This is a genomic window from Pseudomonas sp. G5001, from assembly GCF_013385475.1.
Classification (GTDB): Bacteria; Pseudomonadota; Gammaproteobacteria; order Pseudomonadales; family Pseudomonadaceae; genus Aquipseudomonas.
Genome location: NZ_JACAPZ010000051.1, coordinates 24,139 through 36,379, shown reverse-complemented (window position 1 = coordinate 36,379; position 12,241 = coordinate 24,139). Strand labels below are relative to the sequence as shown.

The window sequence follows — 12,241 nt, the reverse complement described above, 5'->3', positions numbered from 1 at the left end:
AAATTAGATGAGTGCGCTCTACATGATTGTCGGCACCCTGGTTGCTCTGGGTGTGCTGGTTACCTTCCACGAGTTCGGCCATTTCTGGGTCGCGCGTCGTTGCGGCGTCAAGGTACTGCGCTTTTCCGTAGGCTTCGGCATGCCGTTGCTGCGCTGGCACGACCGTCGTGGCACCGAGTTCGTAATTGCGGCCATTCCATTGGGCGGCTACGTCAAGATGCTCGACGAGCGCGAAGGCGAAGTGCCGGCTGATCAGTTGGATCAATCCTTCAACCGCAAGACCGTTCGTCAGCGCATCGCCATCGTCGCGGCAGGCCCGATCGCGAATTTCCTGTTGGCGATGGTGTTCTTCTGGGTCCTGGCCATGTTGGGTAGCCAGCAGGTGCGTCCGGTGATCGGTGCCGTCGAGGCCGACAGCATGGCGGCGAAGGCCGGCCTGACTGCCGGGCAAGAAATTGTTGCAGTTGATGGCGAGCCAACCACCGGCTGGGGTGCCGTCAATTTGCAGTTGGTGCGTCGCCTGGGTGAAAGCGGCATCGTGAAACTGGTGGTGCGCGATCAGGATTCCACCACCGAAACCTCGCGCGAGCTGGCCCTGGATCACTGGCTGAAAGGCTCCGATGAGCCTGACCCGATCAAATCCCTGGGCATTCGCCCATGGCGTCCGGCCTTGCCGCCGGTGCTGGCAGAGCTGGATCCGAAGGGGCCAGCCCAGGCCGCGGGTCTGAAAACCGGCGATCGCCTGCTGGCCCTCGATGGCCAGGCGCTGGGTGACTGGCAGCAGGTGGTCGACCTGGTGCGTGTACGCCCTGATACCAAAATTGTGCTGAAAGTTGAGCGCGATGGTGCTCAAATCGACGTCCCTGTGACCCTGGCGGTTCGTGGGGAAGCCAAGGCAGCCGGGGGTTACCTGGGGGCCGGCGTCAAAGGTGTCGATTGGCCACCTTCGATGGTTCGAGAGGTCAGCTTCGGGCCGTTGGCGGCGATTGGCGAGGGTGCGAGACGCACCTGGACCATGAGTGTGCTGACCCTCGATTCCCTCAAGAAAATGTTGTTCGGCGAGCTCTCGGTAAAAAACTTGAGTGGACCGATAACCATTGCTAAAGTGGCGGGCGCTTCTGCCCAGTCGGGCGTTGTAGATTTCCTGAATTTCCTGGCTTATCTGAGTATTAGCCTTGGGGTTCTGAATTTGTTGCCCATTCCAGTATTGGATGGGGGGCATCTGTTGTTTTATCTGGTCGAGTGGGCGCGTGGTCGCCCCTTGTCGGATCGGGTGCAGGGTTGGGGGATACAGATCGGTATCAGTTTGGTGGTCGGGGTGATGTTATTAGCCTTGGTCAACGATCTGGGACGACTGTAACGCTTCGCTGAATTGCGAATCTGCCGCATTTTGCGGCAGTTTGTTTATTGCCAGTTGGAATAAGAAAGGACTTCATGAAACGTCTGCTGCTAACTGCGGTTCTCACCGTATTGATGATCGCCGAAGTTCACGCCGAGTCCTTCACCATCTCCGATATTCGCGTCAACGGCCTCCAGCGGGTTTCCGCGGGTAGCGTCTTTGGTGCCTTGCCGTTGAACGTCGGGGAACAGGCTGATGACCGTCGCCTGGTGGAATCCACTCGTGCGCTGTTCAAAACCGGGTTCTTTCAAGATATCCAACTGGGTCGCGAAGGTAACGTCCTCGTCATCACTGTCGTCGAGCGACCTTCTGTCGCCAGTATCGAGATCGAAGGCAACAAGGCGATCTCCACTGAAGACTTGATGAAAGGCCTCAAGCAATCCGGCCTTGCCGAAGGCGAGATCTTCCAGCGTGCCACCCTCGAAGGCGTGCGTAACGAACTGCAACGCCAGTACGTTGCCCAGGGTCGTTACTCGGCTACCGTCGAGACCGAAGTGGTGCCGCAACCGCGTAACCGCGTCGGCCTGAAGGTCAACATCAACGAAGGCACCGTGGCGGCCATCCAGCACATCAACGTGGTGGGTAACACCAAGTTTGCTGATGACGACCTGATCGACCTGTTCGAACTCAAGACCACCAACTGGCTGTCGTTCTTCAAGAACGATGACAAGTATGCCCGTGAAAAACTCTCCGGTGACCTGGAGCGCCTGCGTTCCTACTACCTGGACCGCGGCTATATCAACATGGATATCGCTTCGACCCAGGTGTCCATCACCCCGGACAAGAAGCACGTCTATATCACTGTCAACGTCAACGAAGGCGAGAAGTACAAGGTTCGTGACGTCAAGCTCAGCGGCGACTTGAAAGTGCCTGAAGACCAGGTCAAGTCCCTGTTGCTGGTGCAGAAGGACCAGGTGTTCTCGCGCAAGCTGATGACCACCACCTCCGAGCTGATCACCCGTCGCCTGGGTAACGAAGGCTATACCTTCGCCAACGTCAACGGCGTACCGACCCCGCACGACGAAGACCACACCGTGGACATCACCTTCGTTGTAGACCCGGGCAAGCGTGCCTACGTGAACCGCATCAACTTCCGTGGCAACACCAAGTCTGCCGACGAAGTGCTGCGCCGCGAAATGCGTCAGATGGAAGGTGGCTGGGCGTCGACTTACCTGATCGACCAGTCCAAGGTTCGCCTCGAGCGCCTGGGCTTCTTTAAGGAAGTCAACGTTGAAACCCCGGCTGTACCGGGTGTGGATGACCAGGTTGACGTGAACTACGCCGTAGAAGAGCAAGCCTCCGGTTCGATTACCGCCAGCGTCGGTTTTGCCCAGAGTGCCGGCCTGATCCTCGGTGGTTCGATCACCCAGAACAACTTCCTCGGTACCGGTAACAAGGTTTCCATCGGCCTGACCCGAAGCGAATACCAGAGCCGCTATAACTTCGGTTATGTCGACCCCTACTGGACTGCTGACGGCGTGAGCCTGGGCTACAACGCCTTCTATCGCACAACCGACTACAAAGACCTCGACGTTGACGTTGCAAGCTATGCAATCGACAGCTTCGGTGTTGGTGCCAACATTGGTTACCCGATCAGTGAGACCTCGCGTCTGACCTTCGGCCTGACCGCGCAGCAGGACAAGATCAAGACCGGTGTGTACACCGTGGATGAGATCTTCAACTTCGTGCGTAAAGAAGGCGACCAGTTCCTGAACTTCAAGGCTTCGGCCGGTTGGTCGGAATCGACCCTGAACAAAGGCGTACTCGCGACCCGCGGCCATTCCCAGAGCCTGACCCTGGAAGCCACCACGCCGGGCAGCGACCTGTCGTTCTTCAAACTCGACTACCGTGGCCAGTTGTTCCAGCCATTGAGCGAAAACTACACCATGCGCCTGCACACCGAGCTGGGTTATGGCGACGGTTACGGTTCGACCAGCGGCTTGCCGTTCTATGAGAACTACTATGCGGGTGGTTTCAACTCGGTACGTGGTTTCAAAGACAGCACCTTGGGTCCTCGTGGTACCCCAAGCCGTGGCGTGGGTGTGACCGGTAACCAGGGGACTGTGGCTGACTCGGACAACGACCCGCTGCCATTCGGTGGTAACGTGCTGATCCAGGGTGGTGCTGAGATTCTGTTCCCGCTGCCATTCGTTAAAGATCAACGTTCCCTGCGTACTTCGGTCTTCTGGGATGTGGGTAACGTATTCGACTCCAAGTGCGAACAGGTCACCAACCCGAATGGCTCGAAGTCCAACACGCAGTGCAACGACGTGAGCTTCAGCAACCTGGCAAGCTCTGTCGGTGTCGGTGTGACCTGGGTTACCGCGCTTGGCCCATTGAGCTTTGCTCTGGCCATGCCGGTCAAGAAACCGGATAACGCTGAAACCCAGATTTTCCAATTCTCCCTCGGCCAGACGTTCTAAGCGTCTGACCCAAGATAACGACAACGGATTCTGTAGGAGTGCATCGTGCGTAAGTTGACTCAATTGGTTCTCCTGGCGACTGTCCTGGTAGCGACCCCGGCCTTTGCCGAAATGAAAATTGCCGTTCTGAACTATCAGATGGCGCTGCTGGAATCCGATGCGGCCAAGAAATATGCCGTAGATGCCGAGAAGAAATTCGGTCCTCAACTGACCAAGCTCAAGACGCTGGAAAGCAGCGCCAAGGGCATCCAGGATCGTCTGGTAGCCGGTGGCGACAAGATGCAGCAAGGCGAGCGCGAGCGTCTGGAGCTTGAATTCAAGCAAAAGGCCCGTGACTACCAGTTCCAGTCCAAGGAGCTGAACGAAGCCAAGGCTGTTGCCGACCGCGAAATGCTCAAGCAGCTGAAGCCGAAACTCGACAGCGCTGTGGAAGAAGTCATCAAGAAAGGTGCCTTTGACCTGGTATTCGAACGCGGTGCGGTCATCGACGTTAAACCTCAGTACGACATCACCCGTCAGGTGATCGAGCGCATGAATCAGCTGAAGTAAGCCATGACTGCGACTATCAAGCTCGGCCAGTTGGCCGAGTTCCTGGGAGCCACCTTGCGTGGCTCCGCGGAGAAGGAAATCACTGGGCTAGCCACCTTGCAGGAGGCTGGCCCAGCTCAGTTGAGCTTCCTGGCAAACCCCCAATACCGTAAATACCTGGGCGAAAGCCGCGCCGCAGCCGTGCTGCTGAAGGCCGCTGACGCCGAAGGTTTTGCCGGGGACGCGCTGGTTGTTGCCGATCCGTACCTGGCGTATGCCCGGGTGTCGCACCTGTTCGATCCGAAACCCAAGGCCCCCGCCGGTATCCATCCGACGGCGGTGATCGCCGATGACGCTCAGGTTGACCCTGCCGCGAGCATCGGTGCTTTTGTGGTGATTGAAAGCGGTGCACGCATCGGGGCGGGTGTAACGCTGGGTGCCCAGTGTTTTATCGGCGCGCGCAGCGAGATTGGTGCCGGTGGCTGGCTGGCTCCGCGTGTAACCCTGTACCACGACGTGCGTATCGGTGAGCGTGTGGTGATTCAGTCCGGTGCCGTGATTGGCGGCGAGGGCTTCGGCTTCGCCAACTCGAAGGGTGTCTGGCACAAGATTGCCCAAGTGGGCGGCGTGTTGATTGGCGATGACGTTGAAATTGGCGTCAACACTGCCGTTGACCGCGGGGCCCTGGCCGATACCGTCATTGGTAACGGCGTGAAACTGGATAACCAGATTCAGATCGCCCACAACGTGCAGATTGGCGATCACACCGCCATGGCCGCCTGCGTGGGGATCTCCGGCAGCACCAGGATCGGCAAGCATTGCATGCTCGCCGGGGGTGTTGGCCTGGTGGGCCATATCGAAGTGTGCGACAACGTATTCATCACCGGCATGACCATGGTGACCCATTCGATTACCGAGCCTGGGTCCTATTCATCCGGTACGGCCATGCAGCCTGCGGCCGAATGGCGCAAGAGCGCGGCGCGTCTGAGGCAGCTCGACGATATCGCTCGGCGCCTGAAACATCTGGAAAAGCGTGTTGGGGACGTGACCCCTGGCGGTAATGCTTCATCAGATGGCTGATACCATTTCCATATCAAGTGTGCACAGCCGCTAGACTGCCTCCTTGATTTGCTAGAGGGGCGTGCCTTAGTCCGCACGCTCCCAATCTTTATTACAGGCTTCCCCCCGAAATGATGGACATCAACGAGATTCGCGAATACCTGCCTCACCGTTACCCGTTCCTGCTGGTGGACCGGGTCACGGACCTCAATGTTGAGGAAAAGCGCATTCGTGCCTACAAGAATGTCAGCATCAACGAACCGTTCTTCAACGGTCACTTCCCTGCGCATCCCATCATGCCAGGCGTATTGATCATCGAAGCGATGGCCCAGGCTGCCGGTATCCTTGGTTTCAAAATGCTCGACCTGAAGCCTGCCGATGGCACGCTCTACTATTTCGTGGGCTCTGACAAACTGCGCTTCCGCAACCCGGTAACTCCGGGTGACCAGTTGATTCTTGAAGCCAAGTTCATCAGCTGCAAGCGCCAGATCTGGAAGTTCGAATGCCAGGCCTCGGTCGACGGCAAGCCGGTGTGCTCGGCTGAAATCATCTGTGCGGAACGCAAACTATGAGTTTGATTGACCCTCGCGCAATCATCGATCCGACGGCCGTACTGGCCGCCGACGTTGAGGTCGGCCCTTGGTCGATCGTCGGCGCAGGTGTGGAAATCGGCGAGGGGACAGTCATCGGGCCGCATGTGATCCTCAAAGGCCCGACGAGGATTGGCAAACACAATCGTATCTATCAGTTCTCATCGATAGGCGAAGACACCCCGGACATGAAGTACAAGGGTGAAGAAACACGTCTGGTAATCGGTGATCACAACATCATCCGTGAAGGCGTGACCATTCACCGCGGTACTGTCCAGGACCGTGCCGAGACTACCCTGGGTGACCACAACCTGGTGATGGCTTATGCGCATATCGGTCATGACAGCGTAATCGGCAACCATTGCATCCTGGTCAACAACACTGCGTTGGCCGGCCATGTGCACGTTGACGATTGGGCGATCCTGTCCGGCTTTACCCTGGTGCATCAGTACTGCCATATCGGCGCCCACAGCTTTTCCGGCATGGGTACCGCCATCGGCAAGGACGTTCCGGCGTTCGTCACCGTATTCGGCAACCCGGCCGAGGCCCGCAGCATGAACTTCGAAGGCATGCGCCGTCGGGGCTTCAGCGAAGACGCGATCCACGCCCTGCGCCGCGCCTACAAGGTGGTTTACCGCCAGGGGCTGACGGTCGACCAGGCCTTGATCGAACTGACGGAGCCAGCCGCATTGTTTCCGGAAGTCGCGATATTCCGTGACTCTATCCAGTCGTCGACTCGCGGCATCACCCGCTGATCATGGCCAGGCTGCGTATAGCGTTGGTGGCCGGAGAAGCTTCCGGCGATATTCTCGGTGCAGGCCTGATGCGGGCCCTCAAGCTCCAGCATCCGGCGGTTGAATTCATCGGTGTCGGCGGTCCGTTGATGCAGGCTGAAGGCCTGACGTCCTACTTCCCTATGGAACGCTTGTCGGTCATGGGGCTGGTGGAGGTGCTGGGCCGTTTGCGCGAGCTGCTGGCCCGTCGCAAAAAGCTGATCCAGACCCTGATCGAAGAAAAGCCCGACGTCTTTATCGGAATCGACGCGCCGGACTTCACCCTCAATATCGAACTCAAATTGCGTCAGGCCGGGATCAAGACCGTGCATTACGTCAGCCCGTCCGTGTGGGCGTGGCGGCAAAAGCGCGTGCTCAAGATTCGCGAAGGCTGCGACCTGATGCTGACCCTGCTGCCCTTCGAGGCCAGGTTCTACGAAGAGAAGGGCGTGCCGGTGCGGTTTGTAGGGCACACCCTGGCCGATACCATTCCTCTGCAGGCCGACCGTGCTGCCGCGCGTGCCGAACTGGGTTTGCCCGAAGGTCCGCTGGTGGCCTTGATGCCGGGGAGCCGTGGCGGCGAAGTCGGTCGTCTCGGCGCGCTGTTTTTTGATGCAGCCGAACGCCTGCAGGCGCTGAAGCCGGGTGTGCGCTTCGTATTGCCATGCGCCAGTCCTCAGCGCCGTGCACAAATTGAAGAATTGCTTGTAGGGCGCAACTTGCCGTTGACCCTGCTCGACGGGGGCTCGCACCTGGCACTGGCGGCGTGCGATGCGGTGCTGATCGCCTCCGGCACCGCGACCCTTGAGGCCTTGCTCTACAAGCGCCCAATGGTCGTTGCCTATCGCCTGGCGCCGCTGACCTACTGGATTCTCAAGCGTATGGTCAAAAGCCCCTACATCTCCCTGCCGAATTTGCTGGCCCAACGTCTGTTGGTGCCCGAGTTGTTGCAGGACGATGCGACGCCTGAAGCCCTGGCGCAAACCCTTTTCCCGTTGATCGACGGTGGCGAAGAGCAGACCCGTGGTTTCGACGAAATTCACCGCACCTTGCGCCGTGATGCGTCGAACCAGGCGGCGGATGCCGTGCTGACGTTGATCGGTCATAAGCAGGAAACCCTATGAAGACGCAAATGGGCCTGGATTTCAGCCTGGTCGCCGATGCCCTTGACCTGGTTGCCGGTGTTGACGAAGTCGGACGCGGCCCGCTGTGCGGCGCAGTCGTCACCGCCGCGGTGATTCTCGATCCAAACCGTCCGATCCTTGGCCTCAACGATTCGAAGAAACTCACCGAAGCCCGTCGCGAAAAACTCTACGACGAGATCTGCGAGAAAGCCCTGAGTTGGCACATCGCCCGCGCTGAAGTCGAAGAGATCGACAAACTGAACATCCTGCACGCCACCATGCTGGCCATGCAGCGCGCCATTGAAGGCCTGCATATCACGCCAAAAATGGCGATGATCGACGGCAACCGCTGCCCGAAGCTGACGATGCCCGCAGAAGCGGTGGTCAAGGGTGATAGCAAAGTGCCGGCGATTGCCGCTGCATCGATCCTGGCCAAGGTCAGCCGTGACCGTGAAATGGCGGCTTTCGAATTGATCTATCCCGGCTACGGCATCGGCGGGCACAAAGGCTATCCAACGCCCGTTCATCTGGAAGCTTTGGCTCGCCTGGGCCCGACCCCGATCCACCGCCGCTCGTTTGCCCCGGTTCGCCAGGCTTTCGAGGCTCGGGAAAGCCTGATCGAGGTTTAGCAGCAAGGCTGATGTTTTTGCCAAGGCCCGGTACAATCCGGGCCTTGTTGTCTCCACGTTTTGTACAGGATCACTATGCCGGCTTCATTCGTTCACCTGCGCCTGCACACTGAATACTCCCTGGTCGACGGCCTGGTACGGATCAAACCCCTGGTCAAAACCCTGGTGGGCATGAACATGCCTGCCGTGGCGGTGACCGACCAGAACAACATGTGTTCCCTGGTCAAGTTCTACAAGGCCGCCATGGGCGCCGGCATCAAGCCGATCTGCGGTGCCGACCTGTGGCTGTCGAACAAGGACCCGGATAACCCACTGAGCCGCATCAGCCTGTTGGCGATGAACGGCGTGGGTTATCGCAACCTCACCGAACTGATTTCCCGTGGCTTTATCGATGGCCAGCGCAATGGCTCGATCATCATCGAGCGCGAGTGGGTGGCCGAAGCCAGCGAAGGGCTGATCATGCTCTCGGCGGCCAAAGAGGGTGAAATCGGTATCGCGCTGTTGGGCGGCAATCCTCATGAGGCTGAAGTGCTCGCCCGTGAGTGGATGGAGGTGTTCCCCAACCGTTTCTACCTGGAAATCCAGCGCACCAACCGCCCCAACGATGAAGAGCAGTTGCACGCCGCTGTGGCCCTGGCTGAAAAGCTTGGCGCGCCGCTGGTGGCGACCAACGATGTGCGCTTTATCAAGAAGGAAGACTTCGAGGCCCACGAAACCCGCGTATGCATCGGCGAAGGCCGGGCGCTGGACGATCCGCGCCGCTCGAAAAACTACAGCGAAGAGCAGTACCTCAAAAGCGCCGATGAAATGGCCGAGCTGTTCAGTGACCTGCCCGAGGCCCTGGAAAACTCCGTCGAAATTGCCAAGCGCTGCAATATTGAAGTGAAGCTGGGCAAGCACTTCCTGCCCAACTTCCCGATTCCCGATGGCATGACCATCGACGAGTATTTCCGCAAGGTCTCGTTCGACGGTTTGGAGGAACGCCTGAGCGTCCTGCTGCCCAAGGACACCACTGAAGATTATGAAGCCAAGCGCCAGGTCTACGTCGACCGGCTGAATTTCGAGCTGGATATCATTATCCAGATGGGGTTCCCCGGTTACTTCCTGATCGTAATGGACTTTATCCAGTGGGCCAAAAGCAACGGCGTGCCAGTGGGCCCAGGCCGTGGATCGGGTGCCGGGTCGCTGGTGGCCTATGTGCAGAAGATCACCGACCTCGACCCGCTGGAATACGACCTGCTGTTCGAACGTTTCCTTAACCCGGAACGGGTATCGATGCCCGACTTCGACGTCGACTTCTGCATGGATGGTCGCGACCGGGTTATTGAGTACGTGGCCGAGAAATACGGGCGCAACGCAGTAAGCCAGATCATCACCTTCGGTTCCATGGCGGCGAAAGCGGTAATTCGCGACGTGGCCCGGGTGCAGGGCAAGTCCTACGGCCTGGCTGACCGCCTGTCGAAGATGATTCCGTTTGAAGTCGGCATGACCCTGGAAAAAGCCTACGAGCAGGAAGAAATCCTGCGGGACTTCATCAAGGTCGATGAAGAAGCGGCCGAAATCTGGGACATGGCGCGCAAGCTCGAAGGCGTGGTGCGTAACGTCGGTAAACACGCCGGTGGTGTAGTAATCGCGCCTACCAAGCTGACCGACTTTTCGCCGATCTATTGCGACGAAGAAGGCGACGGCCTGGTAACCCAGTTCGACAAGGACGACGTGGAGGCGGCCGGCCTGGTGAAGTTCGACTTCCTCGGCCTGCGTACCCTGACGATCATCGACTGGGCGCTGAAGACCATCAACCGCGACCGCGCCAAGGTCAATGAGCCACCGCTGGATATCGCGTTTATCCCGCTGGATGACAAGCCGACCTACAGCCTGCTGCAAAAAGCCGAAACCACGGCCGTGTTCCAGCTTGAATCCCGCGGCATGAAAGAGCTGATCAAAAAGCTCAAGCCCGACTGCCTGGAAGACTTGATCGCACTGGTGGCCCTGTTCCGTCCGGGCCCCTTGCAATCGGGCATGGTGGATGACTTCATCAACCGTAAGCACGGGCGTGCCGAGCTGGCTTACCCGCACTCCGACTACCAGTACGAAGGTCTCAAGCCGGTACTGGCACCGACCTACGGCATCATCCTGTATCAAGAACAGGTGATGCAGATTGCCCAGGTCATGGCCGGCTATACCCTCGGCGGCGCGGACATGCTGCGTCGAGCCATGGGTAAGAAAAAGCCCGAGGAAATGGCCAAGCAGCGCGGTGGCTTCATTGAAGGTTGCGCCACCAACAACATCGATGCCGACCTGGCCGGTAACATCTTCGACCTGGTGGAAAAATTCGCCGGTTACGGCTTCAACAAATCCCACTCTGCCGCCTATGGCCTGGTGTCTTACCAGACTGCGTGGCTGAAGGCTCACTACCCGGCGCCGTTCATGGCGGCGGTACTGTCTGCGGATATGCACAACACCGACAAGGTCGTGACCTTGATCGAGGAAGTGCGCACCATGAAGCTGCGCCTCGACGCGCCGGACGTGAACACTTCCGAGTTCAAGTTCACGGTGAACGACGAAGGCCGCATCATCTATGGCCTCGGCGCGATCAAGGGCGTGGGCGAAGGCCCGGTGGAGGCGATTACCGAAGCGCGTCAGGACGGGCCGTTCAAGGACCTGTTCGATTTCTGCGCCCGGGTCGACCTCAAGCGCATCAACAAACGTACTCTGGATGGCTTGATCCGCAGCGGCGCCCTGGATCGCCTGGGCCCGTACTTCCATGATGAGCCGAAGGCGTACCAGGCCAATATCGACCGCAACCGCGCGGTATTGCTGACCGCCATGGAAGAAGCGATCAAGGCCGCCGAGCAGACCGCACGCACCCACGACAGCGGCCACGCCGACCTGTTTGGGGGGCTGTTCGTCGAAGAAGATGCCGACGTCTACGCCAACCATCGCAAGGCCAAGGACCTGACCCTCAAGGAGCGCCTCAAGGGTGAGAAAGACACCCTGGGCCTGTACCTCACCGGTCACCCGATTGACGAATATGAAGGTGAAATCCGGCGTTTCGCCCGCCAGCGCATCATCGACCTGAAGCCGGCGCGGGATACCCAGACCGTCGCAGGCATGATCATCGCGCTGCGGGTGATGAAGAATAAAAAAGGCGACAAGATGGGTTTCATCACCCTAGACGACCGCTCGGGCCGGATCGAAGCCTCGCTGTTTGCCGATGCCTTCCATTCCGCCCAGTCGCTGTTGCAGACCGACGCGATGGTGGTGGTGGAAGGGGAGGTCAGCAACGACGACTTCTCCGGCGGCCTGCGCCTGCGGATCAAGCGCGTGATGAGCATGGAAGATGCACGCACCAACCTGGCCGAAAGCCTGCGCCTGAAGGTCAGGACCGATGCGCTCAAGGGCGATCAGCTACGCTGGTTGGGTGACTTGCTTAAACGCCACCGTGGCGCCTGCCCGGTGACCATGGAGTACACCGGCAACGACGCTAAGGCGATGTTGCAGTTTGGTGAGACGTGGCGAATTGACCCCGCCGATGGCTTGATTCAAGCATTGCGTGACCAGTTCGGGCGTGACAACGTCTTCCTCCAATACCGTTGACGGTCAGGCAGTACGAAGATCGCCTGATCTCGACCGAACATTTAATCTCGACCTAACCGCGCCTCTCCCTTAAGGTAGGGCGCGAATAGACAACCGGCTGGCCAGGCACTCCTTGGCCG

Annotated in this window: 9 protein-coding genes; all 9 read left to right on the top strand. The window is 58.9% G+C overall.

The window, feature by feature from the left end; all coding sequences use genetic code 11:
- The first annotated feature begins 7 nt into the window (after positions 1 to 7).
- The 9 genes from rseP to dnaE all read left to right on the top strand — a co-directional run bounded on the left by rseP (position 8) and on the right by dnaE (position 12,122).
- Complete coding sequence (rseP, locus tag HX805_RS30590) at positions 8 to 1,360, top strand: sigma E protease regulator RseP (protein WP_177008894.1); 1,353 nt, start codon at positions 8 to 10, stop codon at positions 1,358 to 1,360.
- 74 nt (positions 1,361 to 1,434) lie between these two features.
- Positions 1,435 to 3,822 (top strand): outer membrane protein assembly factor BamA, encoded by a 2,388-nt coding sequence (gene bamA, locus HX805_RS30585; protein ID WP_008432225.1) that lies wholly within the window; start codon positions 1,435 to 1,437, stop codon positions 3,820 to 3,822.
- 45 nt (positions 3,823 to 3,867) lie between these two features.
- Positions 3,868 to 4,371 carry an OmpH family outer membrane protein gene (locus tag HX805_RS30580; protein WP_003219314.1) on the top strand — a complete coding sequence of 168 codons (504 nt, stop codon included), beginning with the start codon at positions 3,868 to 3,870 and terminating at the stop codon, positions 4,369 to 4,371.
- Positions 4,372 to 4,374: 3 nt separating this feature from the next.
- Complete coding sequence (gene lpxD, locus HX805_RS30575) at positions 4,375 to 5,430, top strand: UDP-3-O-(3-hydroxymyristoyl)glucosamine N-acyltransferase (protein ID WP_102368229.1); 1,056 nt, start codon at positions 4,375 to 4,377, stop codon at positions 5,428 to 5,430.
- A 110-nt stretch (positions 5,431 to 5,540) separates the two neighbouring features.
- Positions 5,541 to 5,981, top strand: a complete 441-nt coding sequence (gene fabZ, locus HX805_RS30570; protein WP_003219309.1) for a 3-hydroxyacyl-ACP dehydratase FabZ — start codon at positions 5,541 to 5,543, stop codon at positions 5,979 to 5,981.
- Positions 5,978 to 6,754 carry an acyl-ACP--UDP-N-acetylglucosamine O-acyltransferase gene (lpxA, locus tag HX805_RS30565; protein ID WP_003219308.1) on the top strand — a complete coding sequence of 259 codons (777 nt, stop codon included), beginning with the start codon at positions 5,978 to 5,980 and terminating at the stop codon, positions 6,752 to 6,754. Before fabZ ends, lpxA begins: the two co-directional genes overlap by 4 nt.
- A gap of 2 nt (positions 6,755 to 6,756) precedes the next feature.
- Entirely contained in the window at positions 6,757 to 7,896 is a 1,140-nt protein-coding gene (gene lpxB, locus HX805_RS30560) for a lipid-A-disaccharide synthase (protein WP_218167462.1), read from the top strand.
- A complete protein-coding gene (rnhB, locus tag HX805_RS30555) occupies positions 7,893 to 8,525 on the top strand; it encodes a ribonuclease HII (RefSeq protein ID WP_003219305.1) in 633 nt (210 codons plus the stop codon). The genes lpxB and rnhB overlap by 4 nt, the downstream gene beginning before the upstream one ends.
- A gap of 75 nt (positions 8,526 to 8,600) precedes the next feature.
- On the top strand, positions 8,601 to 12,122 hold the full coding sequence (gene dnaE / locus HX805_RS30550) for a DNA polymerase III subunit alpha (protein ID WP_177117593.1): 3,522 nt from the start codon (positions 8,601 to 8,603) through the stop codon (positions 12,120 to 12,122).
- Positions 12,123 to 12,241: the final 119 nt, after the last annotated feature.